Source organism: Clavibacter sp. B3I6, assembly GCF_030816895.1.
GTDB lineage: Bacteria > Actinomycetota > Actinomycetes > Actinomycetales > Microbacteriaceae > Clavibacter.
This window is the reverse complement of the sequence record NZ_JAUSYL010000001.1, coordinates 2,503,189-2,530,035: the sequence shown is the minus strand read 5'-3', so window position 1 is coordinate 2,530,035 and position 26,847 is coordinate 2,503,189. Positions and strand designations below refer to the sequence as shown.

Here is a 26,847-nt window from a genome sequence, read left to right as displayed (position 1 = left end):
CGCCCGTGCCTGAGGGCGACACCGTCTACCGCACCGCCGCGCACCTGCAGGAGGCGATCGGCGGCCAGGTGCTCACGCGCTCCGACTTCCGCGTGCCCGCCTTCGCGACGCTCGACCTCGCGGGCCGGGAGGTCGACGAGGTGGTGAGCGTCGGGAAGCACATCCTGCACCGCGTCGGCGACCTGACGATCCACAGCCACCTCAAGATGGAGGGGTCCTGGCACATCTACCAGCACGGCACGGCCTGGCGGCGGCCGGCGTTCGAGGCGCGCGTCGTGCTCGAGACGGCGGAGCGGATCACGGTGGGCTTCGCGCTGGGGGTGCTGGAGGTGATCCCCCGCGACCAGGAGCACACGGTCGTGGGGCACCTCGGCCCGGACATCCTCGGGCCCGGCTGGGACGACGCGCAGGCGGAGGAGGTCGTGCGGCGGATCTCAGCCCAGCCCGACCGGCCCGTCGGCCTCGCGCTCCTCGACCAGCGGAACGCGGCCGGGATCGGCAACGTCTACCGCGCCGAGCTCTGCTTCCTGCGCGGCGTGCTGCCGACGCGGCCCGTGTCCGAGGTGCCGGACCTGCCCGCGATGGTCGCGCTCGCCCGCCGCACCATGCGCGCCAACCGCGACCGCATCGAGCGCACCACCACGGGCGACCTCCGCCGCGGCCGCACCGACTGGGTGTACGGACGGAAGGGCAAGCCGTGCCTCAGGTGCGGCACGCGGATCCTGCAGGGCCAGCTCGGCGACCCCGTGCGGCCCGGGATGGGATCGCAGGACCGGGTCACCTACTGGTGCCCGCGCTGCCAAACCTGACGCACGCCCGCACGGCGCACGAGCCCGGGATCAGTCCCGCGGCGTCGACGCCGACGGCAGCTCGGGCGCGGGCTCCCCGCCCGCCGCGATCCGCGCCTCCTCCTGGCCGAGCACCGAGTGGCGGCGGCCGTAGAGGAAGTAGATCGCGAAGCCGATCGCGAGCCAGACGACGAAGCGCACCCAGGTGAGGGTCGTGAGGTTGAGCATCAGCCAGACGCAGAGCACGGCCGAGAGGATCGGCAGCCACGGCATGAACGGCACGCGGAACGACGCGCGGATGTCGGGGCGCTTCCGGCGGAGCACGATCACGCCGATGCTCACCAGCACGAACGCGGACAGCGTGCCGATGTTGATCATCTCCTCCAGCACGCCCACGTCGGTGAAGCCGGCGAGGGCCGCGACGACGACGCCCGCGATGATCTGCACGCGCACCGGCGTCCGCCGCTTCGCGCTCGTGCGGCTGAGGCCGCGCGGCAGCAGGCCGTCGCGGCTCATGGCGAAGACCACGCGCGCGAGGCCGAGCAGCAGCACCATCAGCACGGTGGTGAGGCCGAGCAGCGTGCCGATGGAGATGACCTGCGCCGCCCATCCCGCGCCGACGGCGGTGAACGCGGTGGTGAGCGAGGGGTCCTCGGCGTCGGCGAGCACCGTGTACGGGACCATGCCGGTGAGCACGAGGGTCACGAGCACGTAGAGGACGGTGACGACCGCGAGGCCCGCGAAGATGCCGCGCGGCAGGGTGCGCTGCGGGTCCTTGACCTCCTCGGCGCTCGTGGCGACGACGTCGAACCCGATGAACGCGAAGAAGACGAGCGAGGCGCCGGCGAGCAGGCCGTAGAGGCCGTACTGCGTGGGCTCCTGGCCGCTCGCCCAGGAGAAGAGGGACTGGGTCCAGACGTCGGCGGCGGCGCCCTCGGCGGGCTGCTGCGGCGGGATGAAGGGCGCGTAGTTCTCGGCCTTCACGTAGAAGGCGCCCACGACGATCACGAACAGGACGACCGCGACCTTGAGCACGGTGAAGACGCTCGAGACGCGGCTCGAGAGCTTGGTGCCGAGCACGAGCAGCACGGTGAAGATCGCGGTGATGAGCACCGCGCCCCAGCTGATGCCGAGGCCGAACACGGTGATGGTGGCGGGGATGTCGAGCCCCGCGAGCTGCAGCGCCGACTCCAGGTAGATGCCCCAGTACTTCGCGATGACGGCCGCCGCGGTGAGCATCTCGAGGATGAGGTCCCAGCCGATGATCCAGGCGAGGAGCTCGCCCATGGTCGCGTAGGTGAAGGTGTACGCGCTGCCCGCGACCGGCACCGCCGAGGCGAACTCGGCGTAGCACATGATCGCGAGGCCGCACGTGACGGCGGCCAGCACGAACGCCAGCGTCACCGACGGACCCGCGTAGTTCCCGGCCGCCTTCGCGCCGACGGAGAAGATGCCGGCGCCGACCGCGACGGCGACGCCCATGAGCATGAGGTCCCAGGTGCCCAGGGAGCGGGTGAGGCTGCGCTCGCCTCCCGCGGCGTCGGCGAGCGACGACTCGATGCTCTTCGTGCGGAACAGGCTCATGGGGCGTCCGTTCGGGTGGGGAGGCGGGGAACGGGGATCGAGCCTACCGGCGCGGGACGCGCGCACCCGGACGGGGGCGCTGCTCCGGACTGGTGCGGATGCGCGGGCCGTCGACACGCCCGGCCTGCAGGAGAAGCAGGAGAAGCAGGAGGAGAAGTGCTCGCCCGACCTAGGCACCCCCGAGAAGCAGTGCTTCTCTGGAGGAGCGGCCAAGCAGCGTGCCGCATCCGTCCTCGTCCGGAGGGTCCTGAGTGACCGAATCGCTGCGCTCGCGCGCCCTCGTCGCCGCACCGTCCGCCCTGCGGGGCGTCGCCCCCGCGACGCCCGTGCCCCTCGCGGCCGCCATGCCCCTCGCGGCCGCCGTCCCGACCGGGATCGCCGCCGCCCGCGAGGAGAAGCGCCGCGTGACGCAGGACCGGTTCGTGCGCGCCGCCGCCGTCGGCCAGGGTCCGGCCGGAGACGCCGAGCGCCGCCGCCTGCACGACCGGATCGTGCTCGACCACCTGGAGCTCGCCGACCAGCTCGCCCGCCAGCACGCGGGCCGCACCCACGACTGGAGCGACCTCCGCCAGGTCGGCTACCTCGGCCTCGTGAAGGCCGCGCGCCGCTACGACCCCGGCTTCGGCGCGCCCTTCGTGTCGTTCGCGATCCCCACCATCTCCGGCGAGATCAAGCGCCACCTCCGCGACAACGGCTGGGTGGTGCGGCCGCCGCGGCAGATCCAGGAGCTGCGGCACGCGCTGCTGTCCGTCGTGCCCGCGCTCACGCAGCGCCTCGGCCGCACGCCCACCGACGCGGAGCTCGCCGCGCACACCGGGCACCCGCGCGCGGAGGTGGCCGAGGCGCTCGCCGCGCACTCGAGCCTGCGGCCGGTGTCCCTCGACTTCACGGTGCACGAGGACGAGGGCACGTCCCTCGCGGACACCATCGGCGCCGACGACCCCGGGTACGCCCGCGCCGAGCGCACCGTGCTGCTCGACGCCGCGCGCGGGATCCTCAGCGACCGCGACCGGCGGATCCTGCACCTCCGCTTCGTCGACGAGTGCAGCCAGAGCGAGATCGCGGCCGAGCTGGGCGTGACCCAGATGCAGGTGTCGCGGCTGCTCGCGCGGATCCTCGGGCAGCTGCGGACCGAGCTCACGCGCGGCGAGCCGGAGCTCGTGCCGGAGACGGCGCCGCTCGCGGCCGTGTCGCCGATCCGGCTGCGCGAAGCGGACCGCCGCTCGGCCTGACCGACGCGCCGGGCGCGGATCGCCCGGTGCCCACGTCGGCCGGGCAGCGTGCAGAAGTCGCGCCAGCCGCGCAGCCCGCGTCAGCCGGGCAGCGCGCGCGTCAGCCGGGCAGCGCGCGCGTCTCGACGACGCGGCGGGCGACCTCCGCGAGCTTCACGTTGCCGTCCTGCGAGTAGCGGCGGAGCACCTGGAACGCGCGGTCGGCGTCGAGCGAGAAGCGCTCCATCAGGATCCCCTGGGCCTGGCCGACGAGCGTGCGCGCCGCGAGACCGCGCTCCAGCTCCTCGGTGGCGTCCCATGCGGCGAGCGCGACGCGCGCGTGCACGGCGACCTCCGCGGCGAGCGCGCGGTCGGCGCCCGTCAGCGCGCCGGACGCCCGGTGGAGGGCGACCGCCCCGGCCGTCCGCGGGTCGGCGTCGGCCGCATCGGCGGCGTCGCCCATCGCGACGATCAGCAGTCCCGGACCCGTCGCGGGAGCGGGCTGCGCGAGCAGCGCGGCGAGCGCGTCGCCGGACTCCCCCGCGACCTCGACCCCGGACGCGCGCGGCAGGAGGACGGCGGCCCCCGTGGCGGAGGAGGCGTCGAGGAGGGCGGCGAGGAGCAGCTCGACGGCGGCGGCGCGGCCGGGAGCGGCGTGGAACCCGGCGACGACGTGGGCGGGCAGGGGCGAGCAGTGCGACTGCATGCGGCTCCTCCCGTGGTTCGTGGGGCGGACGGCTCGGCGGCTGCCTGCGCGACCGCGACCCGCGCCGGCGCGAGGAGACGCCGAGCCCCGGCTCGACGTTCGAGTATCGCACCATCGCTTTGGGCCCAAACCGGGGCTCGGGAGAACTCACGGGGAGCCGTTCCCCGTCACGCGGCGGCGCGGACGGCGCCCCCGAGGTGGATCCGGCGAGCATCCGCCGGGGGCGCCCTCCCGGCCGCGGCGCAGGCGCCCCTGCCATGCTCGATGCATGGCCACCCTCATGCGTCCCCGTAGCGGGAAGATCATCGCCGGCGTCTGCGCCGCCCTCGCCGACCGCTTCGGCATCAGCCGGTTCCTCGTCCGGCTCCTGTTCGTGATCTCGATCGTGCTGCCGGGCCCCCAGGTGCTGCTGTACCTGATCCTCTGGATCGTGTTCCCCAAGCAGCGCGCCTGATCCCGTCGTGCGCGCCCTCCCACCCGCGCGCGTGACCGCGGACGGACCGGGATCGTCCCGCGCCCGAAACGCCGCCGCAACACCCGGTTCCCAGACTGGGGAGACACCTCTCCCCGACCTGGAGGACCGCGCATGCCCGCACGTGGCCGGATCCGCGCGGCCGTCGGCCTCCCCGCGGCCGCGGTCCTCTGCCTGGGCCTCGCGCTCACCGGCGGCGTCGTGCCCGCCGCCGCGGATCCCGTCCTCCCCGCGGCCGGGGCGGCCGACGTGACCGCGCCCGCCGTCGTCGACCTCGGCGTCGCGGACGCGCTCGCGCTCCTCGAGTCCGGCGCCACCACCTCCGTCGAGCTGACACGGGCCTACCTCGCGCGCATCGAGGCGTACGACCACGCCTACGGCGACCAGCCGGGCCTCGCCGCCGTGATCACGGTGAACGACGAGGCGCTCGCGACCGCCGCCGAGCTCGACGCCGAGCGGGCGGCCGGCACGATCCGCGGGAAGCTGCACGGCGTGCCCGTCGTCGTGAAGGACAACCACGCGACCGCCGACATGCCCACCACCGCGGGCAGCGCGGCCCTCCGCTCCTACCGCACCGAGGAGGACGCCACCGCGGTCGCGCGCCTCCGGGCGGCCGGCGCGATCATCCTCGCGAAGACCAACATGTCGGAGTTCGCGTGGCACGGCACCTACACGCTGAGCTCCGCGCGCGGCCGCACGGCGAACCCCTACGACCAGCGGAACAGCGCGAGCGGATCGAGCGGCGGCACGGGCGCGGCCGTCGCGGCGGCGTACGCCCCGGCCGGGCTGGGCACCGACTCGTGCGGATCCATCCTCGGCCCGGCCGCGCACCAGGGCCTGGTCGGCTACCGGCCGACGATGGGCCTTACGAGCACCGCCGGGATCCTGCCGCTGTCGCCCCGGCAGGACGTCTCCGGGCCGATGGCCACGACGGTCGCCGACGCCGCGCTCCTGATGGAGGTGCTCGCGGGGCGCGACCCCGCGGATCCGCTCACCGCGATCGCCGACGATCAGGCGACCGACGCGTACGTCGCCGGGCTGTCGACCACCGCCCTCGCCGGGAAGCGCATCGGCTGGGTGCGCTGGGACATCGCGGAGGATCCCGAGCGGCCGGGCCTCGCCGACACGACCGCCCTCATGGAGCGGGCCGTCGCCGACCTGCGGGCCCAGGGCGCCGAGGTCGTGGAGGTGCCGCTCACGCGCGAGTTCGTGGAGGGGACGCTGCAGAGCGGCGGCTGGCGCGACATCCGGCCGAGCATCGACCGCTTCCTCGCCGAGACGCCGGCGACCTGGCCCGCCCGCCTCTCCGCGCGGACGGAGCCGGCCGACGTGCTGAGCTTCGCCGACGTGATCGCCGACCGGCCGAGCGCGCTCACCGACAGCGACATCGCCTACTTCCTCAGCCACGAGGACATCCCGAACCCCGACTACGAGCGGTCGATCGCCGAGCAGGACGCGGGCAGGGCGGCGATGGACCGCTTCTTCGTCGAGCACGACGTCGACGCCCTCGCGATGCCCGTGAGCGCGACGAGCGCGACCCCGACCTGGGCGGGCACCACCTTCTGCGACGTCGGCGCGAACACCGGGATCCCCACGATCTCGGTGCCGGCGGGCACCACGTCGACGGGCGCGCCCGTGGGCCTCGAGCTCGCCGCGCCCCGCAGCCGTGACGGCGACCTCCTCGCGATGGCCTACGCGTACGAACAGGCGACGCGGCACCGGGTCGCGCCCGCGTCGACGCCGGAGCTCGTGGCCGTCGCGGATCCCGGCGCTGACGGGGCGGCGGACGACGCGGCGGAGCCTGCGAGCGTCCCCGTACCCGCCGCGCCCGCCGGATCCGCCCCGCAGGCGCTCGGCGCCGCCCGCATCGCCGGCCTCGGCGTCAACACCGGCGCGCAGAACGCCGCCATCTCCGCGGGCCTCGCGCTCGCGGGCGGGATCGTGACGGCCCTCGCCGTCGGCCTCCTCCGCCGACGCCGAGGCCGAGGCGGAGGCGGAGGCCGACGCCCGCGACGCCGCCCGGCCTAGGCGCCGCCCTCCGCGACCGGCCGATCCTCTGGGAGTCGCCGCGCGGCGCTGGGCGTGTCGGCGGTCCCCCGGCAGGCTGGAGGCACGACGACGAAAGGAATCCCATGACCGACGTCTCCTCCCAGGGCCCCGCCGAGGGCGATGACCGCGAGGTCCTCACGAACCGCCAGGGCCACCCCGTCTACGACAACCAGAACCAGCGCACCGTCGGCGCGCGCGGCCCCGCGACGCTCGAGAACTACCAGTTCCTCGAGAAGATCAGCCACTTCGACCGCGAGCGGATCCCGGAGCGCGTCGTGCACGCGCGCGGCGCCGTCGCGTTCGGCTACTTCGAGGCCACCGGCACGTGGGGCGACGAGCCCATCGCGAAGTACACGCGCGCCAAGCTCTTCCAGGAGGCGGGCAAGCGCACGGACGTCGCGATCCGCTTCTCCACCGTGATCGGCGGCCGCGACTCCTCCGAGGCCGCCCGCGACCCGCGCGGCTTCGCCGTGAAGTTCTACACGGAGGACGGCAACTGGGACATGGTGGGGAACAACCTCGGCGTGTTCTTCATCCGCGACGCGATCAAGTTCCCCGACGTGATCCACTCGCTGAAGCCCGACCCCGTCACCTTCCGCCAGGAGCCCGCGCGGATCTTCGACTTCATGTCGCAGACGCCCGAGTCGATGCACATGCTGATGAACCTGTTCAGCCCGCGCGGCATCCCCGCCGACTACCGCCACATGCAGGGCTTCGGCGTGAACACCTACAAGTGGGTGGACGCCCAGGGCGGCACGAAGCTCGTGAAGTACCACTGGATCCCGAAGGCCGGCGTCAGCAGCATGACCGAGGCCGACGCGGCCGTCGTGCAGGGCGGCGACCTCGGCCACGCGTCGAAGGACCTCTACGAGGCCATCGAGCGCGGCGACTTCCCCGAGTGGGAGCTCCGCGTGCAGCTCATGGACGACGGCGACCACCCTGAGCTCGACTTCGACCCGCTCGACGACACGAAGGTCTGGCCCGAGAACGACTTCCCGCCGAAGGCCGTGGGCACGATGGTGCTGAACCGGAACGTGACCAACCACTTCGCCGAGAACGAGCAGCTCTCGTTCGGCACCGGCGTGCTCGTGGACGGGCTCGACTTCTCCGACGACAAGATGCTCGTCGGCCGCACCTTCTCCTACTCGGATGCGCAGCGCTACCGCGTGGGCCCGAACTACCTGCAGCTGCCGGTGAACGCGCCGCACCACGCGAACGTGGCGACGAACCAGCGCGACGGGCAGATGACGTTCCACCAGGATCACGGCGGCCAGAACCCGCACATCAACTACGAGCCGTCGATCACGGGCGGGCTCCGCGAGGGGCAGTACCCGACGCACGACGACCAGGGCCCGGAGATCACCGGCCGGCTGACGCGCAAGCGCATCCCGCTGACCGCCGACTACCTGCAGGCCGGCCAGCGCTACCTGCTCATGGAGGGCTGGGAGCGCGACGACCTCGTCGCGAACCTCACCGACCTCATCTCGCAGGCCGCGCGTCCCGTGCAGGAGCGCATGCTCTGGCACTTCTACCTCGTGGAGGACGACCTGGGCCGCCGCGTGGGCGAGGGCCTCGGCATCACGCTCGACGAGGTGAAGGACCTGCCGCCGCTGCAGTCGCAGACGCTGTCGGAGGAGGAGCAGCAGCGCCTCGCGAACCTCGGGCACAACGGGACGCGCGACGTGACCGGGCTGATGATGACGCACTGCGTGCCCGACGCGCGGCGCAACCTGGTCGACGCGGCGTAGGTCGCGGACCCGCGCGCGACGCGGGACGACGGGAGGGGCGGGTGGCCACGGCCACCCGCCCCTCCGGCGTGCACGGGGTGCGGCGGATCAGCCGCGCGACCGCGGCACCCAGGACCGGAGCTCGGGCTCCAGCGTCATGCCGCCGCCCGCGCGGATCCGGTCGACGGAGCCGTCGGCGGCGCGCTCGGCCGTGACCTCCTCGCCGACGGATCCGAAGCCCTCGCCTTCGACGATGCGCGCCGACGAGTCGCCGGTGCGCTCGAGCACGTCGACCGACTCCAGCGGGTGCTCGGCCGTCGGGTCGATGCGGAGGAGGCGGTCGCCGACCACCTGGAGGTCCTGCAGGCCCCACATGTTCGCGAAGCGGCCCGTGAAGGGCGCGTCGACGGCGGCGCGCTCCTCGTCGGAGACGGCGGAGTCGGCGAGCAGCAGCTCCAGCACGCCCGTGCTGAGGGCGGCCGCGGGGCCGTCGATCGCGTTCGTGAGGACGCTGACCGCCCAGCCGCTCACCGGATCCACCGCCGTGCGCGTGATGTGGCCCGGGTACCCGCCCGAGTGGCCGACGACCGTGGTCTCGGGGGCGCCGGATCCGACGCGCTCGACGATGAGGCCGTAGCCGTAGCGGCGGGGGCCGGCCGGATCCTGGCCGGTGGCGAAGCGCGGGCGCTGCTGGATCCGCTTCGACGCGTCGGTCAGGAGCCGCTCGTCGCCGGGCAGGACGAGCGCGGAGAAGAACGCGACGAGCTCGGACGCGGTGCTCGTGACGCCGGTCGCGGCGGCCATCGCCCGCGTGTCGACGTGCGGGAGGACGGTGCGCTCGCGCGAGGTGCGGAGCGACGTGGAGGCGGCCGCGTACTCGGACGCGCGCTCCGGCAGGTACTCCGAGGCGGTGTCGCGGAGGCCGAGCGGCGCGATGATCCGCTCGGCCAGGTACTCCGCGTACGACAGGCCGGACGCCGCCTCGACCACGAGCCCGAGCAGCGCGTAGCCGACGTTCGAGTAGTTGAAGGCGGTGTCGGGCGCGACCTTGGCGACGCCGGGCGCGCTCGCGATCGCGATCAGGTGGCGACGGTCGGGGAAGGGGCCGGCGTGCTGCCAGTGGTCGCCGTCGAACCCGTCGCGGAGGACGCCCGCGCCGTGCTCGAGGAGGGAGGTGACCGTGACGTCGGCGAGCTCGGATCCGCCCTCCGCGAGCTCGGGCACGTGCTGGCCGAGGCGGTCGTCGAGCCGGAGGGCGCCCTGCTCGGCGAGCTGCAGGATCGCGGTCGCGGTGAACGACTTCGAGTGCGACGCCACCCGGAACAGGTGCGCGGGCGTGAGCGGCGCGTCGGTGGTGGGATCCGCGACGCCGAACGCCTCCGACAGCACGACCTCGCCGTGCCGGGCGATGGCGACCTGCGCGCCGGGGACGCGGGTCTGCCAGACGCGGAGGTCCAGCCAGGTGCGGACGTACTCGAGGATGTCGCTCATGCGGGGGCTCCGGATCCGGTCGGTCTGTCACGGGACGCGACCGGTCATCGCCGGCGGCGCACGCCGGACTCCGGACGCGGGTCGCCTGCCGGACTCTACGCGAACGGCCGCGCCCTCCCGGGGAGGCGCCTCAGCGGGCGTGCCAGCCGCTGTAGTACTCGTAGGTCCAGCCGACGACCGCGATGACGAGCAGGATCGCGCCGAACAGGGCGATCCAGATCCCCACCGCGAGGCCGAGGAACACGAGCGCGCCGCCGCCCGCGAGGGTGATGGGCCACCAGCTGTGCGGGGAGAAGAAGCCGAGCTCCGGGTCGCCGTCGTCGACGTTCGCGTCCTCGCGGTCCTGCGGCAGCTCGCCCTCCTGCGCCTTGTGCACGCGCTGCAGGAAGAAGCCGATGAAGGCCGCGAACGCCGCCGAGAGGAAGAGCGTGACGGTGCCGACCCACTCGACGACCGACGCCCCCTCCCCGCTGTTGGGGTCGGTGTTCAGGCCCTGCGCCTCGTAGGCGATGTTCCACACCACGTAGGCGATGCCCGCCAGGGTGAAGAACGAGGCCAGGACGAACAGGATTCGGACGTTGGCGCGCATGGTCCCCCTCGGATCGGTGAGCGTGCATCGATCGCACACCCGTCCGGCGTCCGCGCCCAGGACCTTGACCCGCGGGGAGCGGCTGCGCTATCGGCTGCGCGCGACGCGGAGTGCCCACCCCGGGATGCCGGGCCTCAGTCGTCGGCGCCGCACACCGCCTCGAGGACCAGCCGGGCCGCGGACTCCGCCGCCTCCTGGGAGGGGTACGGGCCGTCCTCCGGCATGCCGTCGAAGCCCCAGAGGTCGAAGGGGTGCTCGAGGAAGAAGGCGGGCTCGGTCGCGCCGTGCGCTCTCGTGATGGTCATGTCGGACATGCGTGCCTCCCCGGCGGCCCTCCGCGGCCCGTGATCCACGGGTCCTGCCGCCCACGTTCGACGCTAGGAGCGCGGTCGGGCGCCGACGACGGGCTTGACACCAGCGCTGAGCAGGAGGGATGCGGCGCGCACGACAGCGGCCGCCGACCCGGAGGTCGACGGCCGCGGTGGCGTGCGCGCGGGCTACTCGCGGACGAGCACCAGCTCCGACAGCGGCAGGCGCGTGCGGGGCAGGGTCTCGCGCTCGGCGAGCGGGCCCTCGAGCGCGTCGGCGGGGGCGACCACGCCGACGGCCGTCACGGTGAGCGGCTGCAGGTTCTCGGGCAGGTCGAACGCGGCGGACAGCTTGTCGAACTCGACGCCGGCCATCTGGTGCGTGTGGAGGCCCTCGGCCTGCGCCTGCACGGAGAGGTGGGCGATCGCCTGGCCGAGGTCGTAGGCGGCGTAGGGGCGCTTCTCGCCCTCGACCGTGGAGGTCTCGGCGATGGCGACGATGAGCGCGGACGCGTTCACGGCCCAGGCGGCGTTGAAGCCGACGAGCGCGTCGACGATGGTGTCGAACGCGTGCGTGCCGCGACGGGCGACGATGAAGCGGCGCCGGCTGCTGGTTGCTGCCGGACGGCGCCCAGCGCGCGGCCTCGAGCAGCGCGTCGAGCTGCTGGTCGGAGACGGTCGCTGCGCGGTCGAAGGAGCGGGGGCTCCAGCGGGCGTCGAGCTCGCGCACGATCGGGACGGCCGTGTCGGCGGTGCGCGCGGTCGATGCGGGTGCGGTGGTGGTGTCGTCGGTGAGCGTCATGCGGATCCTCCGGTCGGTGGCGGGCGGGGTCGGCACGCCGTCGGGCCTCGCGGAGCACAAGGCGGGACGGGGCGCGGCTATTCCTCGGTGACGCGCGCCCCGTCCGGATCCGGGTCAGCCGGCGAGCGGGTCCCGCACGTCCTCGAAGAGGCCGGACTCCGCCGAGCGGCCGGCCGCCTCCATGAGGGCGAGGCTGCCGAGGTTGTCCCGGCCGCTCGTCTCGGGCGGCGGACCGCCGAGGATCGAGAGGGCGAAGGCGCGGAGGCCCGCGGCGCGGCCGATGAGCGGGAGGGTCTCGAGGTCGAGCTCGCGCTCGGCGCCGGCGGCGTCGCGGATCCCGACCCGGTCGGCCGAGACGCCCTCGCCGCGGCTCGTGAAGGTCAGCTCGCCGTCCTCGCCTGAGATGCGCCACTCGCCCGCCCACGGCGTGACCGGCCCGCGGTGCAGCCAGCTGCCGCGGTAGTCGACGATGAGGCCGCCCTCCAGCTCGATGACCATGCTCGCGACCGCGGGGTCGCGGAAGTGGCTGAACGACGGCCGGCTGGTGCGCGCGAACACGCGCACGGCCTCGCGGCCCGTGACCATGCGGATCAGGTCGAAGTGGTGGATGGCCATGTCGTTGATGATCGGCTGCGGGAAGCGGTAGTGCGGGTAGTCGTCGGGCTCGTCGTTGTCCCACTGGCGGAAGTCGATCTCGATGGTCGCGACCTCGCCGATCGCGTCGGCCGCGAGCAGCTCGCGCACGCGGCGCGGCGCCGGGTACCAGCGGTAGTTCTGGCTGACCTGCAGGAACAGCCCCAGCTCCTCCGCGCGGCGGACCACCTCGGCGGCCTCCGCGGTCGTGTTGGCGAACGGCTTCTCCACGATGACGTGCTTGCCCGCGGCGAGCGCCTCCAGCGCGAGCGGCGCGTGCGTGACGGCCGGCGCGGTGATGATGACGGCCTGCGCCTCCACCGCGGCGAGCGCGTCGGCGAGCGAGGCGAAGGCCGCCTCGGCCGAGAGCCCGAGGAGCGCGCGCACGCGCTCGCGGGTGGGCTCGCTCGGATCCACGATCGCCGCCACCTCGACCTCGGCGACGGCCGGCACGGCGTTCCGCGCCCAGTCGCCGCCCCAGCCGCCGAGGCCGACGTGGATCACGCGGACGCGGGGGCCGTCGTAGGCGGGTGCGGTCGGCACGGCGGGCGTCGCCTTCGCGGCGCTCATCGGGCGAGGAACCAGTCGCGCGGGTGCTGGTCGGCCGTGAGGTCGGCGCGACCCTGCGTGGGCGCGACCCAGCGCGCGGCGTTCGCGAGCACGCGGCGGATGTCGGGGTGGTGGTACACGGGGTACTCCTGGTCGCCGGGCGAGAAGTAGAAGACGCGGCCGCGGCCTCGGTGGTACGCGACGCCCGAGCGGAAGACCTCGCCGCCCGCGAAGGTGGAGAGGAACACCTCCTCGTCGGGGCGCGGGATGTCGAACTGCTCGCCGTACATCTCCTGCCGGTCGATGACGATCGGGTGCGGCACGCCCTCGGCGATGGGGTGCTGCGGCGCGATGGTCCAGACGAGCTCCCGCTCGCCGTCGTTCCGCCACTTGAGCGAGCACGTCGTGCCCATCAGGCGCGTGAACACCTTCGAGTAGTGGCCGGAGTGGAGGACGACGAGGCCCATGCCGGCGTGGACGTGGCGGATCACCCGCTCGACGACGGCGTCGTCCACCTCGCCGTGCGCGACGTGGCCCCACCAGTACAGGACGTCGGTGGCGGCGAGGCGCTCCTCGGTGAGGCCGTGCTCGGGATCCTGCAGCGTGGCGGTGCTCACCTGCGCGTCGGCCCCGAGGAGCTCGCGGAGGCCGTCGGCGACGACCTGGTGGATCCCGTCCGGGTAGTGCGACAGCACGGTCGCGTCCCCTCGGGTCTCGTGCACGTTCTCGTTCCAGACGACGATGTCCATGGCGCTCCTCATCGGGCGGTGGTCGGGGGGAGCGGGCCTCGGCCGACCGCGTCGCGCCCGAGATCGGCCGTGACGTGGCGCATGCCCGCGCTTACGATCGTACGCATGCCCCGCGCCGACGCGGGCGACCCGGGAGGCCGCATGACCGCCATCGTCCACGCACCAGGAGCCCTCCGGTGACGGGCCCGACCGACAAGGCCGTCCACGCCTGGTCCCTCGACGGGACGCTCGGGCATCCGCGCGTCGCCGGCCCGGACGGATCCGGACCCGTCGTCCCCGGCGGCCGGGCCGCCGGAGCGCTCGACCTCCTCGACCTCCCCGCCGAGCTCGCACGCCGCGGCTACCGCGCCGTGCAGCTCGCCCACTTCCAGCTGCCCACGCGGGAGGCCTCCTACCTTGAGGACCTGCGGGCGTCGCTCGAGTCGTCCGGCATCGTGCTCGACGCGTTCCTCGTCGACGACGGCGACCTCGTGCACCCCACCGACGCCGACCTGCACGAGGAGTGGATCTCCGGCCTGCTCGACGACGCCCTCACCCTCGGCGCGCACTACGCGCGCGTCGGCGCCGGCCGGAGCGCGCCCACCCGGGAGCTGCTCGCGTCGAGCGCGCGGCGGCTGTCGCGGCTCGCGGACGGGCACCCCGGGATCCAGGTCGTCGTCGAGAACTGGCGCGAGATGATGCCCGACGCGGACTCCGTGCTCGCCCTCCTGGCCGACGCCGGGGACGTGCGCGTCCTCATCGACCTCGGCAACTGGACCATGCCCGACAAGCACGAGCAGCTCGCCCGCATCGCCGGGCACGCGGTCACCTGCCACGCCAAGGCGCACCGCCACGAGGACGGCCGCCTCGACGACGTCGACTACGCCCGCTCCCTCCGCGTGCTGCAGGACGCGGGCTTCACGGGCGCGCTCGCGATGGTCAACGAGTCGAGCCGGCCTGACGGATCCGACGAGTGGGACGGCCTCGAGGAGGAGCACGAGGTGGTGCAGCGGGTGTTCGCCTGATCCCCGTCGCGGTGCATCCCGGGCCGGATGACGCTGCATCTCCCGGGTGATCCTGCGGCTGGCGCATGCGGCGAGCGGCGCCGCGGGATCCGCCTCCCGCCGGGCGAGGCGGGAGGCGGGCCGTTCCTAGCGTGGGCGCATGACCTCGATCACGCACACCGACCCGCATCAGGATCACCCGAGCACCCCCGGGACGCCGCGCATGGCGACCGCCGTCGACTGGATCGCCCACTTCCACGCGAACGCCGATCGGCACCTCGCCCCCGAGGAGCTGATCCCCGCGGGCGCGCCCTCGCCGCTCGACGCCCGCACCCGGCGCGCGTTCGTCCGCTCGTTCCAGCGCTTCGCGCTCGGCGAGAGCGGCGACGGCACGCACCTGCTCCGCATGGCGACCGCCGCGGGCGACCCCGCGTACACGCACGCGCTCGCGCTCCTCGTGCAGGAGGAGCAGAAGCACGCGGCCCTCTTCCTCCGCGCGCTCGACCACCTGGACGCGCCCGCGCTCCCCGCGCACTGGACGGACGCCGCGTTCACCCGGCTGCGGCACCTCATCGGGCTGCGGACGGAGATCAGCCTGTTCCTCATCGCGGAGACGGTCGCGACCGGCTACTTCACGGCGCTGGCCGACCACGCGCCGGACCCCGCGCTCCGGGCCCTCGGCCAGCGCATCGCGGACGACGAGCGGAACCACGTCCGCTTCCAGATCGACCGGCTGCGCACGGGCTTCCGGGACATGCCCGCTCCGCTGCGCGCGCTCGTCGGCGCGGCCTGGACGGTCGTCGCGGCGGGCGCGGCCACGGTGATCGTCGTCGACCACCGCGCGGCCCTGCGCGCCTGCGGGGTCGTGCCGCGCGCGTTCTGGGGCCAGGCGATGCGCGGCTTCGGCGCGGCGGCGAGGTCGGTGCTGGTGGATCCGCGGGCGCGGCTGATGGGGCCGTCCGGCGACGGGGCCGACCCCGCGGGCCCGGCCGTCTGATCCGGGCATGCGGAAGGGGCGGGCGGCCTCCTCGGCCACCCGCCCCTCCTCACTGCTCCACTACCGGCGGTCGTCCGGACCGCGCCAGCGCGTCCAGGGCTCGCCCGGTCGTGTTCAGCGGCGCACGGACTTGCGGCTGCCGCCGACCTTCACGTAGATGAGCAGGACGATGATCGCGCCGATGATCGACCCGATGATGCCGGCGGGCTGGAAGAAGCCGTCCATGGCGTCGCGCTGGAAGATGAGGAAGCCGAGGAAGCCGCCGACGAACGAGCCGACGATGCCGAGCAGGATCGTCTTGAGGATGCCGAGGTTCTGGCGGCCGGGCACGACCGCGCGGGCGATGAAGCCGGCGATCAGGCCGACGACGATGAGGCTGATGATGAGTCCGAGCATGGTGTTCTCCTCTGTGCGGGCACGTCAGGGAAGACGCGCGGTGGATGCCCGTTCGGGCCGATGACTCCAACCAACCACCCTCCGGGGTGTGTCAGCACACCCCTGGGGGTGGGATCCTGGAGCCATGCCCGCCGCCACCCGCACCCGCCCCGTCACGATCGCGCTCGTCGACGACTACGACGTGGTGCTGAAGGGCCTCGCCCACATGTTCGACGACTACCGCGACCGCGTGGTCGTCGCCGAGATCGACGCGAACGCCGCCCTCTCCGACGAGATCGACATCGTGCTCTACGACTCGTTCGCGCAGCCGGAGTCGGACCACCACGAGATCGCGGAGCTCGTGCGGAACCCGCGCGCGACCCACGTGGTCGTCTACACCTGGAACTTCCAGCCCGAGCTGATCGCCGACGCCCGCCGCCAGGGCGTGCACGGCTACCTCTCCAAGGCGCTGCCGGCCCGCGAGCTGGTGGAGGCGCTCGAGCGGATCCAGGCCGGGGAGGAGCTGTTCAACGAGGCGCCGCTCCGGGCCGCGAGCGCGCCGTCGCTCGACTGGCCGGGCAAGCGCGAAGGGATCACGGACCGCGAGTCGGAGATCCTCGCGCTCATCACGCAGGGCAAGAGCAACCAGGAGGTCGCCGCCCTCACCTACCTCTCCCCCAACACGGTGAAGAGCTACATCCGCTCCATCTACCGGAAGATCCAGGTGCAGAGCCGCACCCAGGCGGTCATCTGGGGCGTGGGCCACGGCTTCAGCCCGGACCACCACCGGATCGACCACTGGCTGGGCGGGCCGTAGGGGCGGCGCCCCGAGACCGCAGGCGCACGATCCGCTCGTCCGCGCTGTGGGGATGCCCGCCTACCGCGGAGGTCGCTCTGCGAGCATGACCCGCATGATCCCCTCCACCTCCTCCCGCTTCCGCAAGTCCGTGCCCAAGGCGAAGGCGGGAGACCGGGTGGCGGTGCTGTCGCCCGCGTTCGCCGCACCCGGGATGGCGCCGGAGGTGCACGAGCAGGCGATGCGGCGACTGCAGGAGGCGACCGGGCTGATCCCCGTCGAGTACCCGACCACGCGCCGGCTCGGCGCGAGCGCGGAGGACCGCGCCGCGGACATCACGGCGGCGTTCGCCGACGACTCCATCCGCGCGGTCATCTCCACGGTGGGCGGGGACGACCAGGTGACGGTGATCCCGCACATCGACATCGAGGAGCTCGCGCTCAACCCCAAGCCGTTCCTCGGCTACAGCGACAACACGAACCTGCACAACCTGCTCGCGGGGCTCGGCATCCCGAGCTTCTACGGCGGATCCACCCAGGTGCACCTCGGCGCCGGCCCCGGCATCGACGACGTGCACCTCCGCTCGCTGCGTGCCGCGCTGATCGAGGGCGGGGAGCTGGAGATCAGGGAGCCGGGCGAGTCGGAGGACCACGGGGTCGACTGGACGGATCCTCGCGCGCTCACCGACTTCGGCGAGCGCGAGACGACCGAGCCGTGGACGTGGGCGGGACCGGCGGCAGCTGTGCAGGGGTCGACCTGGGGTGGCTGCATCGAGGTGATCGAGCAGATCGCGATGGCCGGGCGCATGCCCGACGCGGCGAGGCTCGAGGGCGGGATCCTGCTGCTCGAGACGAGCGAGGAGGTGCCGTCCGCCGACAGCGTGAAGCGGTGGGTGCGCGCGCTCGGCGAGCGCGGGATCCTCGGCGCCGTCCAAGGCGTGCTCGTCGCCCGGCCGCCGACCGTCGTCCTGGGCGCACCCGTGCCGTCGCCCGAGGAGCGCGCGCGGCTCCGCGCCGAGCAGCGCGACACCGTCATCGAGCAGGTCGCCCGCTACAACCCGCGCGCCGTGGTGTGCGTGGGCGTGCCGTTCGGGCACACGCGTCCGCAGTGGATCCTCCCCCACGGCGGGACGGTGCGGCTCGACGGGGCGGCCCGCACGGTGCACGCGGACTACCGCTGAGCGGCTCCGGATGAGGCGGCGGCGACGCTCGTGGGCGAGGTTCGCGCCGGATCAGTCGCGCGGCTCGCCCGTGAGGGGGCGGATCACGCGGTGGCCGTCGAGGGAGCGGGCCGCCTCGAGGACGTGGGCCGGCGTGATCGCGAGGAGCGCCGGGTCCGGGATCGCGGAGAACGTGTCACCGAGGCGCTGCGACGCGTCGGTCAGCACGATGTGCGGGCCTGAGGCGGGCGGGCCCCACTCCTCGGGCGGGGCCGGGCCGAAGATCACGACCGAGGGGATGCCGTAGGCGCTCGCGAGGTGGGCGGCGCCCGTGTCGGCGGAGATGACGAGGTCGGCGGCCGCGATGACGCCCGCGAAGGCGTCGAGGGCCAGCTCACCCGCGAGCACGGTCGAGGTGGGCATGCCGGCGAGCGCGGCGACCTCGAGGGCGCGCTCGCGCTCCTTGTCGGACCCGGTGAAGACGACCGTGCGGCCCTCCGCCTGCAGCTCGCGGGCGACCTCGGCGAAGCGGTCGACGGGCCACTGGCGGGATCCGTAGGCGGGCGCCCACGTGGATCACGACGGCGTGCTCGACGACGGGCGGCTCGGCGGGGACCTCGATGCCGACGTCGTCCGGATCGGCGGGCATGCCGTGCCAGGACACGAGCCGCGCCCAGCGGTAGCGCTCCAGCACGCCGTCCTCCCACTCGGGGCCGTCGGCGGCGGGCATGCCGTCGAACTGCGGCGCCGCATGGCCGAGGGTGCGGTGCGCGCGCAGCTCGTGGAGCAGGGTGCGGCTCTCGATGCCGGCGCCGTGCAGGTTGATCGCGAGGTCGACCGTGCCGGGCGCGCGCGCGATGGGGTGGTCGAAGCCCTGCTGCGGGAGGTGCTCGTCCACCATGCCGAGCAGCTTCACCACGGGCGCGAGCCAGCCGGTGGTGGCGAGGAGGATCCGCGACCCCGGGTGCGCGCGGCGGATGGCGCGGAGCGCGGGGACGGCCACGAGGATGTCGCCGAGCTTGATGGCGCGGAGGACGAGGATCTCGGCGGGGCTGTCGGGGCCCGCGGGGCTGTCGGGGCCCGCGGCGCCGTCGGCGCTCTCGGGAGCGGGGCGGGCGTCGTCGGGGAGGGCGGCGCTGTCGCCTCGGGTCTGCATGGGATCCAGCCTGGCAGAGGGGAGGCGCGGCGGCCGGCGGCCGGGCGCGGGAGCACGCGCCCGACGCGCCCTCAGGCCGCCCGCGCCCGCCGGATCAGCCGCGTCACGACGAACCACAGCACGAGCAGCGCGATGACGCCGATCGCCGCGTAGGAGATCAGGCCGCTCCACTCCTCCAGCACCGGGCGGATCGCCGGGCCGAACGCGAAGCCGAGGCCCACCCAGATGGCGTTCCAGGCGCCGGATCCGATCACCGTGTAGAGGGAGAAGCGCCAGATGGCCATGCGCTCGATGCCCGCCGGGATGGAGATGAACGAGCGGACGAGCGGCACGCAACGGCCGAGGAGCACCGCGGTGCCGCCCCAGCGGACGAAGAAGGCCTCGGCCTTGTCGAAGTCGGCGTGGTCGAGCAGCGGGATCCGGCCGACGAGGCGGCGGGTGCGGTCGCGGCCGAGCGCGGCGCCGATCGCGTACCAGATGAGCGCTCCCGCGAGCGCGCCGATCGTGGCCGCGGCCCAGGCGCCCCAGGCGTTCATGCGGCCCTCGTAGGCGAGGAAGCCGGCGACGGGGAGGATCGCCTCGGAGGGGATCGGCGGCACGAACGTCTCGATGAGGACCGCGAGGCCGACGCCCACCTCCCCCAGCGTCTCGATGAGCGAGAGGACCCAGCCGATGAAGCCGTCGTACCCCTCGCTCGGGTGGATCTCACCGGTCATGACGGCGTGGATGGCGCTCATGCGGCCTCTCGTTCTGTCGGGGGGTCGGGCGTCGGGTCGTGCGGACGGGCATCGGGGCGCGCGCGCGATCGACGGGCACCCCGACCCGCGAGCCTAGGAGACGCGCTTCCGCAACCGCTGAATCCTCGGCGTGATCCCGGCGGCGGATGCGGGTCGACCGCGCGGGGGACGACGGGGCGGCGCGTCCACGGGAGGCTGGATCCGCGGCCGACCACCGCCCGCCGCCCGGCGCCCGCCTTCCGCCCGCCGCCTCCCGAGGAGCTCCCCCGTGATCCACCCCGCCCGTCCCGCTCCCGCCCGCCGCGCACGCCTCGCCCTCGCCTTCGCCGTCACCGCGACGCTCGCCGCCGCTCTCCTCGCCGCCTGCGCGGCCCCCGCCGCCGAGTCCCCGAGCACGACCCCATCAGCCGTTTCCGCGCCGCCCGCAACCGCGGCCCCCGCGGTCGACCGGGCCGCCGCCGACGCCGCCTTCGCCGCCCTCGAGGAGCGCTTCGGCGCGCGCCTGGGCGTGCACGCGGTCGACACGGGCACGGGCGCCGAGGTCTCCTGGCGCGCGGACGAGCGGTTCGCGTACGCATCCACGATCAAGGCGCCGCTCGCGGCCGCGCTCCTCGACCGGGTCGGCATCGCCGGGCTGGAGCGCGCCGTGCCGGTCGAGGCGGCCGACATCCTCGCCTACGCGCCCGTCACCGCGACGCGCGTCGGCGGCACGATGACCCTCCGGGAGCTCGCCGACGCCGCCATGACCCGCAGCGACAACACCGCCGCGAACCTCCTCCTCGAGGCGCTCGGCGGTCCGGCCGAGCTGGATGCGGCGCTCACCGCCCTCGGCGACGACACGACGGTCGTCTCCCGCACCGAGCCGGACCTCAACGAGGCGACGCCGGGCGACGACCGCGACACCACGACCCCGCGCGCCGCCGCCGCGTACCTCCGTGCCTACGCGCTCGGCGGCCCGAACGCCATGGCGGATCCGCTCGACGCCGACGAGCGGGCGCTCTTCACCGACTGGCTGCGGGCGACGCAGACGGGTGCCACGCTCGTGCGCGCCGAGCTGCCGGCGGAGTGGACGGTCGGCGACAAGTCCGGCTCCGGCGCCTACGCGAGCCGCGGCGACATCGCGGTGGTGTGGCGGCCGGACGCCGCGCCCCTCGTGATCGCGGTGCACTCGTCGAAGGACCGGCAGGACGCGGAGGCGGACGACGCCCTCGTCTCCGGCGCCGCGAAGGCCGCCGCGGAGGCGCTCGGCGCGCTCGGCTGACGGAGCGATCGCGCGGGCGGCGGATGAGCGTCCGGGCGCGCACCGGTCGGCTGCGGCGCATCACCGCCGCCGCATGTGAAAGGATCTGCGCATGGATGCAGATAACAGGTGCGGCCGCCATCCCGACAGCCAGCACGTCGAGCTCGCGGTCGAGGTGTTCGCGATGCTGGCCGACGCGACGCGGGTGCGGATCGTCCTCGCCCTCCGCGACGGCGAGCTCCCCGTCAACGACCTGGCCGAGCGCGTCGGCAAGTCCCCCGCCGCCGTGTCGCAGCACCTCGCGAAGCTGCGGCTCTCGCGTGTGGTCGCGACGAGGCAGGAGGGCACGCGCGTCTTCTACCGGCTCGTCGACGAGCACGCGCGCCAGCTCGTGACCGACGCGATCTTCCAGGCGGAGCACCAGCTCGGCGGATCCCCCGCCCACCACCACGAGGAGGCCGCGCGTGCGGACGGCGCTCGCTAGCCGCGGGGTCCAGGCGGCCCTGCTCTCGGCGGTCCTGTTCGGGGCGGGCACCCCCGCCGCGAAGCTCCTGCTCGACTCCGTGAGCCCGTGGATGCTCGCCGGCCTCCTCTACACCGGGTCCGGCATCGGGCTCGGGCTGATCCGCCTCGTCCGCCGGTCCCCGCGCGTGCACCTCGCCCGCGACGAGCGCCTGCCGCTCGCCGGGGCGATCATGTTCGGCGGGATCCTCGGCCCCCTCCTCCTGCTGGTCGGCCTCGGGGGCATGCCCGCGTCCGGCGCCTCGCTCCTGCTGAACGCGGAGGGCGTCGCGACGGCGCTGCTGGCCTGGTTCGTGTTCAAGGAGAACTTCGACCGTCGGATCGCGCTCGGCATGGTCGCGATCGTCGCGGGCGCGGTCGTCCTCACCGTCCCGCAGGGCGTCGAGCTCGGCAGCGCCTGGCCGGCCCTCGCGATCCTCGGCGCCTGCCTCTCCTGGGGCATCGACAACAACCTCACCCGGAAGGTCGCGCTCGCCGACGCCACCTGGCTGGCCGCGGTCAAGGGCGGCGTCGCCGGTCCCGTGAACCTCGTGCTCGCGTTCCTCCTCGGGGCGCAGCTGCCCGCGCTCGGGAACGTCGCCGCGGCGATGGCGGTCGGCTTCCTCGCCTACGGCGTGAGCCTCGTCCTCTTCATCGTCGCCCTCCGGCACGTGGGCACGGCCCGCGCCGGCGCGTACTACTCGGTCGCCCCGTTCTTCGGCGCGATCCTCGCGCTGGTGCTCGGCGAGCCCGTGACCTGGCCGCTGGTGCTCTCCGGGATCCTCATGGCCGTCGGCGTCTGGCTGCACCTGACGGAGCGGCACGAGCACGAGCACACGCACGACGCCGTGACCCACGACCACTGGCACACCCACGACGCGCACCACCAGCACGACCACGCGGAGCCCGTGGCTCCCGGGACGCGCCACCCGCCACCTGCACACGCACGAGCCGATCACCCACACGCACGAGCACTACCCGGACAGCCACCACCGGCACGGGCACTGAGGGCCGCGGGGTCGGGGACAGCGGTCTCGAGGGCCGCGTCCCGCTACCCCTCGCCGGGCCGCAGCATCCCCGTCTCGTACGCGAGGATCACGAGCTGCGCCCGGTCGTGCGCGCCGATCTTGCCCATCACCCGGTTCACGTGCGTCTTCACGGTGTGCGGCGAGATGAAGAGCCGCTCGCCGATCTCCGGGTTCGCGAGGCCCTGCGCCACGAGCAGCAGCACCTCGCGCTCGCGCTCGGTGAGGTGCTCCAGCTCCGCCTGGCGCCGCGACATGGCGGGTGACGGCGACCCGGCGCCGCCCGGCAGCACGTAGCGGGTGATGAGGCCGCGGGTCGCGGTGGGCGAGAGCAGGGCGTCGCCCGCGTGCACGGCGACGACCGCGCGCACGATGTCCTCGGGCTCCGCGCCCTTGCCGATGAACCCGCTCGCGCCCGCGCGGAGGGCGGCCACCAGGTACTCGTCCTCCTCGAACGTCGTGAGGATGAGGACCCGCGTCTCGGCGAGCGCCGGGTCCGCGCAGATCTCCGCCGTGGCCCCGATGCCGTCGAGCTCGGGCATGCGGATGTCCATGAGCACGATGTCGGGACGGAGCCGGCGCGCGGCCTCCGCGGCGTCGCGCCCGTCGACGGCCGTGCCGACGACGCTCGTGCGCGGATCCACGTCGAGGATGTCGGACACCGCCTGCCGGATGAGCGGCTGGTCGTCGACGACGAGCACGGTGATCATGCGCGGCCCTCCCTCGTGAGCGGCAGGGTGGCGGCGAGGCGCCAGCCCCCGGGTGCGGATCCGGCCTCGATGCTCCCGCGGACCGCGTCGACGCGCTCGCGCAGGCCGAGCAGCCCGTGGCCGTCGACGCGCACGGCGTCGCCACCGGCACCACCCGCGGGCGCGGGCACCGGGTTGGTGACCACGATGCGCGCCTCCCGGTCGCCCACCTCCACGAGCACGTGCGCGCGCCCGGCGGATCCGTGCTTGTGCGCGTTGGTCAGCGCCTCCTGCACCACGCGGTAGGCCACGAGGTCGGGGGCGCCGCGGAGCGCGCCGCGGTCGCCCTCGATCCGCACGGACACCTCGAGGCCCGTGGTCGCGAACTGCTCGACGAGCGCCTCCAGGCGGTCGAGCCCGGGCTGCGCGGCGGATCCGGCCCCCTCGCCCGCGTCCTCGCCGTGGCGGAGCATCTCGAGCAGGTCGCCGATCTCGCGCAGCACGGCGCGCGACGCGCTGCGGATCGTGACGAGCGCCTCCTTCGCCTTCTCGGGCCGGGTGTCGACGGCCGAGGACGCGACGCCGGCGTTGAGGCTGATGACCGCGATCTGATGCGCGACCGCGTCGTGCAGGTCGCGGGCGATGCGCAGCCGCTCCTCCGTGACCCGGCGGCGGGCCTCGGACTCGCGCGTCTGCTCGGCGCGCTCGGCCCGCTCCGTCACGGCCGCGATGAACTCCCGGCGCGACCGGGTGGCGTCACCGGCGGCGGCGGCGAACGCCGTCATGACGGCGAACTGGAAGGTCCGGGGGTCGAACACGGACCCCACCGCCGCGAGCAGGCTGAGCCCGACGACGGCCACCACCGAGCAGGCGGCGGCGGTGACGGCAGCGCGCCGGTCGAGGCGGTTCGCCACCACGAACATGGCGATCGCCACGGACAGCACGATCCCGGGCGCGAGCAGCCCGGCGAACGCGGCGGCGCCGAACAGCGCGAGGCACGCGACGAGCACGGGGATCGGCCGGCGGCGCCGGAAGGGCAGCACGGCGACGGGGGCGAGCGCCAGCGCGAACGTGAGCGGGTCGTCGGCGCGGTACTCGCCGCCGGGGAAGCGCGCGAACGCGAGGACCACGACGAGGATCGACGCGAGCAGGTCGCCGATCCAGACGGGTGGGCGGCGGCGCCTCGACATGGGACCCCCGGTGAGCGGGTCGCCGCCGACGAGCGGCCGCATGCGCGGGCTCGGGACCGCGACGGGCGGACGCGGCGCGGGACGGGGCATGCCCTCATGATCCCGGACGCGTGCTCCCCGCGCGTCGCCCCGCCGGACCAGAGCCGGTACCGCGACCGCGGTACCGGCCGGACGCGCTCGGGCGACGCGCGCCGCGGGCGCCCCGGCGAGGCTCGACCCAGGGCCCGGACGACCGGCGCCCGACCACCGAGGAGGACCATGGACACCCCCATCATCCGGGTACGGGACGTGCGCAAGTCGTACGGCCGCGGCCAGAACCGCTTCGACGCGCTGAAGGGCGTGAGCCTCGACATCCGGCAGGGCGAGAGCCTCGCGATCGTGGGCAAGAGCGGATCCGGCAAGTCGACCCTGATGCACACGCTGGCGCTCCTGGACGCGCCCACCTCCGGATCCGTCGAGCTGGAGGGCGTCGACACGTCCGAGCTCCGCGGCCGCCGGCTCGACCGCACGCGCAACCGCACCTTCGGCTTCGTGTTCCAGCAGTTCTTCCTCACCGCGAGCCAGTCCGTGCTCGAGAACGTGATGCTGCCGATGGCCATCGCGGGCACCCCGCGCACGGAGCGGCGGCGGCGCGGCATGGCGGCGCTCGCCCAGCTCGAGCTCGACGACAAGGCCCGCAACCGCGCGGGCGACCTGTCGGGCGGGCAGAAGCAGCGCACCGTGATCGCGCGGGCGCTCGTGAACGACCCGCGGATCATCTTCGCCGACGAGCCCACCGGCAACCTCGACTCCGCGACGGGCCAGGTGGTGGAGGACATCCTGTTCGCGCTCAACCGCGAGCGCGGGATCACGCTCATCATCGTCACGCACGACGAGGACCTGGCCGCGCGCTGCGACCGGCGGATCCTCATCCGCGACGGCCTGCTGGTCGAGGACTCGGGCGACGACGGGCCGCGGCTCCCGGCCGCACGTGCCGCCGCCGCGACCGAGGCGGTGGCGGCATGAGGCCCCTCGACCTCATCCGGTCCGCCGTCGCCAACACGTTCCGCTCGAGGACGCGGCTCGTGCTCACGGTCCTCTCGATCTTCGTGGGCGCCTTCACCCTCACCCTCACCAACGGGATCGGCACCGGCATCGACCGCTACATCGACGACACGGTGGGCGCGGTCGGGTCCTCCGACACCCTCACCGTGACCCGCGCGAGCGACGACCCCGCCGCCACCGGGCCCGGCGCGACCGGCCCGCGCGAGTACGACCCCGACACGGTGGCGAGCACCCGGACCGGCCCTCCCGGCCAGACCGTGGTCGCGCTCACGCCCGACGACATCACCGCCCTCCAGGGCGTGGGCGGCGTGCTCGACGTGCAGCCGACCGTCTCCCTCTCGCCGGACTACGTGCAGGCGGGCCACAGCGCGCCCTACGTCGTCGGCGCCACGGGCCTCGCGCCCGGCCAGACCATGACGCTCACGGCAGGCGCCGCGCCCGACGGCGGATCCACCGAGCTGCAGGCCGTGCTGCCCACCTCGTTCGTGGAGCCGCTCGGCTTCGCGGACGACGAGGCCGCCGTCGGGTCGACCGTGACGCTCGCGGTCACCGACGCGGCACGTGCCCAGCACCTGGTCGACGCGACGGTGGTGGGAGTCGCGGAGGAGAGCATCGCCTCGACGACGGGCGCGAGCATCACGACCAACGCGGCCCTCACGGACGCGGTCTCCGCCGCGCAGGACACCGGCCTCCCCGCGGACGAGCCCGACCGGTACGCGCAGGCGACGGTGCGGTTCGACGCCGCGGCCACCGATGCCGACGTGGACGCGCTGGTCGCGCGCCTCGCCGATGCGGGCTACACGGGCACGACCGTCGCCGACCAGCTCGGCACGTTCCAGACCGTGATCGACGGCATCGTGCTGGTGCTCAACGGGTTCGCGATCATCGCGCTGCTGGCGGCGTCGTTCGGCATCGTGAACACGCTGTTCATGTCGGTGCAGGAGCGCACCCGCGAGATCGGGCTGATGAAGGCCATGGGGCAGAGCAGCGGCAAGGTGTTCGCGCTGTTCAGCATCGAGGCCGCGTTCATCGGGTTCCTCGGCAGCGCGGTCGGGGTCGTGATCGCGGTGGCCGCGGGCACGGGGATCAGCGCCGCCCTCGCCGGCAGCCTGCTCTCGGGGCTGCCCGGGCTGACGCTCATCGCGTTCGACCCGGCCTCGATCGCGACCATCGTGCTCGTCGTGATGGCGATCGCGTTCCTCGCCGGCACGCTGCCCGCGGCCCGGGCGGCGCGCGCGGATCCGGTGACGTCGCTGCGGTACGAGTAGCGGCCGACGGGCGGCGGAGGGGCGGCGGC

24 protein-coding genes and 3 pseudogenes are annotated in these 26,847 nt (G+C 74.3%); 14 read left to right on the top strand and 13 right to left on the bottom strand.

Annotated features, from left to right (window positions below; genetic code table 11):
- Positions 1 to 5: 5 nt before the first annotated feature.
- Positions 6 to 809: a DNA-formamidopyrimidine glycosylase family protein gene (locus tag QFZ62_RS12305; RefSeq protein WP_307506160.1), complete on the top strand. Its 804-nt coding sequence runs from the start codon at positions 6 to 8 to the stop codon at positions 807 to 809.
- 30 nt (positions 810 to 839) lie between these two features.
- On the opposite strand, the gene QFZ62_RS12300 is transcribed toward QFZ62_RS12305, so the two are convergent.
- Positions 840 to 2,372, bottom strand: coding sequence for an amino acid permease (locus QFZ62_RS12300; protein ID WP_307506157.1), 1,533 nt, complete (start codon positions 2,370 to 2,372; stop codon positions 840 to 842).
- Between the two features lie 251 nt (positions 2,373 to 2,623).
- Between QFZ62_RS12300 and QFZ62_RS12295 the strand changes: the two genes are divergently transcribed.
- Positions 2,624 to 3,604 carry a sigma-70 family RNA polymerase sigma factor gene (locus QFZ62_RS12295; RefSeq protein ID WP_307506154.1) on the top strand — a complete coding sequence of 327 codons (981 nt, stop codon included), beginning with the start codon at positions 2,624 to 2,626 and terminating at the stop codon, positions 3,602 to 3,604.
- Between the two features lie 100 nt (positions 3,605 to 3,704).
- Here QFZ62_RS12295 and QFZ62_RS12290 read toward each other — a convergent pair whose 3' ends face one another.
- On the bottom strand, positions 3,705 to 4,289 hold the full coding sequence (locus QFZ62_RS12290) for an ANTAR domain-containing protein (protein WP_307506151.1): 585 nt from the start codon (positions 4,287 to 4,289) through the stop codon (positions 3,705 to 3,707).
- A gap of 268 nt (positions 4,290 to 4,557) precedes the next feature.
- On the opposite strand from QFZ62_RS12290, the gene QFZ62_RS12285 reads away from it, so the two are divergent.
- From QFZ62_RS12285 to QFZ62_RS12275, 3 genes are all read left to right on the top strand, one after another.
- Positions 4,558 to 4,743: a PspC domain-containing protein gene (locus QFZ62_RS12285; protein WP_307506148.1), complete on the top strand. Its 186-nt coding sequence runs from the start codon at positions 4,558 to 4,560 to the stop codon at positions 4,741 to 4,743.
- Between the two features lie 132 nt (positions 4,744 to 4,875).
- Entirely contained in the window at positions 4,876 to 6,789 is a 1,914-nt protein-coding gene (locus QFZ62_RS12280; RefSeq protein ID WP_307506146.1) for an amidase, read from the top strand.
- Positions 6,790 to 6,893: 104 nt separating this feature from the next.
- The gene (locus tag QFZ62_RS12275) at positions 6,894 to 8,558 is read left to right on the top strand and encodes a catalase (protein WP_307506145.1); all 1,665 of its coding nucleotides are present in this window, start codon (positions 6,894 to 6,896) and stop codon (positions 8,556 to 8,558) included.
- An 87-nt stretch (positions 8,559 to 8,645) separates the two neighbouring features.
- Here QFZ62_RS12275 and QFZ62_RS12270 read toward each other — a convergent pair whose 3' ends face one another.
- The 6 genes and pseudogenes from QFZ62_RS12270 to QFZ62_RS12245 all read right to left on the bottom strand — a co-directional run bounded on the left by QFZ62_RS12270 (position 8,646) and on the right by QFZ62_RS12245 (position 13,658).
- Positions 8,646 to 10,028 (bottom strand): serine hydrolase, encoded by a 1,383-nt coding sequence (locus QFZ62_RS12270; protein WP_307506144.1) that lies wholly within the window; start codon positions 10,026 to 10,028, stop codon positions 8,646 to 8,648.
- 130 nt (positions 10,029 to 10,158) lie between these two features.
- Positions 10,159 to 10,617, bottom strand: coding sequence for a cytochrome c oxidase subunit 4 (locus tag QFZ62_RS12265; RefSeq protein ID WP_307506141.1), 459 nt, complete (start codon positions 10,615 to 10,617; stop codon positions 10,159 to 10,161).
- A gap of 134 nt (positions 10,618 to 10,751) precedes the next feature.
- Positions 10,752 to 10,922 carry a hypothetical protein gene (locus QFZ62_RS12260; RefSeq protein WP_307506139.1) on the bottom strand — a complete coding sequence of 57 codons (171 nt, stop codon included), beginning with the start codon at positions 10,920 to 10,922 and terminating at the stop codon, positions 10,752 to 10,754.
- A 192-nt stretch (positions 10,923 to 11,114) separates the two neighbouring features.
- A pseudogene (locus QFZ62_RS12255) lies at positions 11,115 to 11,727 on the bottom strand (nitroreductase family protein).
- A 114-nt stretch (positions 11,728 to 11,841) separates the two neighbouring features.
- A complete protein-coding gene (locus QFZ62_RS12250) occupies positions 11,842 to 12,930 on the bottom strand; it encodes a Gfo/Idh/MocA family protein (RefSeq protein WP_307506138.1) in 1,089 nt (362 codons plus the stop codon).
- Positions 12,927 to 13,658, bottom strand: coding sequence for a ThuA domain-containing protein (locus tag QFZ62_RS12245; protein WP_307506136.1), 732 nt, complete (start codon positions 13,656 to 13,658; stop codon positions 12,927 to 12,929). The genes QFZ62_RS12250 and QFZ62_RS12245 overlap by 4 nt, the downstream gene beginning before the upstream one ends.
- Before the next feature lie 176 nt (positions 13,659 to 13,834).
- On the opposite strand from QFZ62_RS12245, the gene QFZ62_RS12240 reads away from it, so the two are divergent.
- Both QFZ62_RS12240 and QFZ62_RS12235 read left to right on the top strand, forming a co-directional pair.
- Complete coding sequence (locus QFZ62_RS12240) at positions 13,835 to 14,662, top strand: sugar phosphate isomerase/epimerase (RefSeq protein WP_307506134.1); 828 nt, start codon at positions 13,835 to 13,837, stop codon at positions 14,660 to 14,662.
- 139 nt (positions 14,663 to 14,801) lie between these two features.
- The gene (locus QFZ62_RS12235) at positions 14,802 to 15,638 is read left to right on the top strand and encodes a ferritin-like domain-containing protein (RefSeq protein WP_307506132.1); all 837 of its coding nucleotides are present in this window, start codon (positions 14,802 to 14,804) and stop codon (positions 15,636 to 15,638) included.
- Between the two features lie 114 nt (positions 15,639 to 15,752).
- Here QFZ62_RS12235 and QFZ62_RS12230 read toward each other — a convergent pair whose 3' ends face one another.
- A complete protein-coding gene (locus QFZ62_RS12230) occupies positions 15,753 to 16,034 on the bottom strand; it encodes a GlsB/YeaQ/YmgE family stress response membrane protein (protein ID WP_307506129.1) in 282 nt (93 codons plus the stop codon).
- A 124-nt stretch (positions 16,035 to 16,158) separates the two neighbouring features.
- Between QFZ62_RS12230 and QFZ62_RS12225 the strand changes: the two genes are divergently transcribed.
- Together QFZ62_RS12225 and QFZ62_RS12220 are read left to right on the top strand one after the other, a co-directional pair.
- On the top strand, positions 16,159 to 16,830 hold the full coding sequence (locus tag QFZ62_RS12225) for a response regulator transcription factor (RefSeq protein WP_307506128.1): 672 nt from the start codon (positions 16,159 to 16,161) through the stop codon (positions 16,828 to 16,830).
- Between the two features lie 94 nt (positions 16,831 to 16,924).
- Positions 16,925 to 17,989, top strand: a complete 1,065-nt coding sequence (locus QFZ62_RS12220; protein WP_307506125.1) for a S66 peptidase family protein — start codon at positions 16,925 to 16,927, stop codon at positions 17,987 to 17,989.
- Positions 17,990 to 18,040: 51 nt separating this feature from the next.
- Here the strand turns inward: QFZ62_RS12220 and QFZ62_RS12215 are convergent.
- Both QFZ62_RS12215 and QFZ62_RS12210 read right to left on the bottom strand, forming a co-directional pair.
- Positions 18,041 to 19,124: pseudogene (locus tag QFZ62_RS12215) on the bottom strand (glycosyltransferase family 9 protein).
- Positions 19,125 to 19,195: 71 nt separating this feature from the next.
- Positions 19,196 to 19,861: a DedA family protein gene (locus QFZ62_RS12210; protein WP_307506122.1), complete on the bottom strand. Its 666-nt coding sequence runs from the start codon at positions 19,859 to 19,861 to the stop codon at positions 19,196 to 19,198.
- 268 nt (positions 19,862 to 20,129) lie between these two features.
- Between QFZ62_RS12210 and bla the strand changes: the two genes are divergently transcribed.
- The 3 genes and pseudogenes from bla to QFZ62_RS12195 form a co-directional block, all read left to right on the top strand.
- Positions 20,130 to 21,122 (top strand): class A beta-lactamase, encoded by a 993-nt coding sequence (gene bla, locus QFZ62_RS12205; protein ID WP_307506119.1) that lies wholly within the window; start codon positions 20,130 to 20,132, stop codon positions 21,120 to 21,122.
- Positions 21,123 to 21,213: 91 nt separating this feature from the next.
- Positions 21,214 to 21,585, top strand: a complete 372-nt coding sequence (locus QFZ62_RS12200; RefSeq protein WP_307506116.1) for a metalloregulator ArsR/SmtB family transcription factor — start codon at positions 21,214 to 21,216, stop codon at positions 21,583 to 21,585.
- Positions 21,566 to 22,351 (top strand): annotated as a pseudogene (locus QFZ62_RS12195) (DMT family transporter); the annotation flags it as partial. The gene QFZ62_RS12200 and the pseudogene QFZ62_RS12195, both read left to right, overlap by 20 nt.
- A 302-nt stretch (positions 22,352 to 22,653) precedes the next feature.
- Here QFZ62_RS12195 and QFZ62_RS12190 read toward each other — a convergent pair.
- Positions 22,654 to 23,337, bottom strand: a complete 684-nt coding sequence (locus QFZ62_RS12190; protein ID WP_307506115.1) for a response regulator transcription factor — start codon at positions 23,335 to 23,337, stop codon at positions 22,654 to 22,656.
- Positions 23,334 to 24,596: a sensor histidine kinase gene (locus tag QFZ62_RS12185; RefSeq protein WP_307506112.1), complete on the bottom strand. Its 1,263-nt coding sequence runs from the start codon at positions 24,594 to 24,596 to the stop codon at positions 23,334 to 23,336. Before QFZ62_RS12185 ends, QFZ62_RS12190 begins: the two co-directional genes overlap by 4 nt.
- 168 nt (positions 24,597 to 24,764) lie before the next feature.
- On the opposite strand from QFZ62_RS12185, the gene QFZ62_RS12180 reads away from it, so the two are divergent.
- Both QFZ62_RS12180 and QFZ62_RS12175 read left to right on the top strand, forming a co-directional pair.
- A complete protein-coding gene (locus QFZ62_RS12180; RefSeq protein WP_307506109.1) occupies positions 24,765 to 25,511 on the top strand; it encodes an ABC transporter ATP-binding protein in 747 nt (248 codons plus the stop codon).
- Positions 25,508 to 26,818: an ABC transporter permease gene (locus QFZ62_RS12175; protein ID WP_307506106.1), complete on the top strand. Its 1,311-nt coding sequence runs from the start codon at positions 25,508 to 25,510 to the stop codon at positions 26,816 to 26,818. The genes QFZ62_RS12180 and QFZ62_RS12175 overlap by 4 nt, the downstream gene beginning before the upstream one ends.
- Positions 26,819 to 26,847 lie beyond the last annotated feature (29 nt).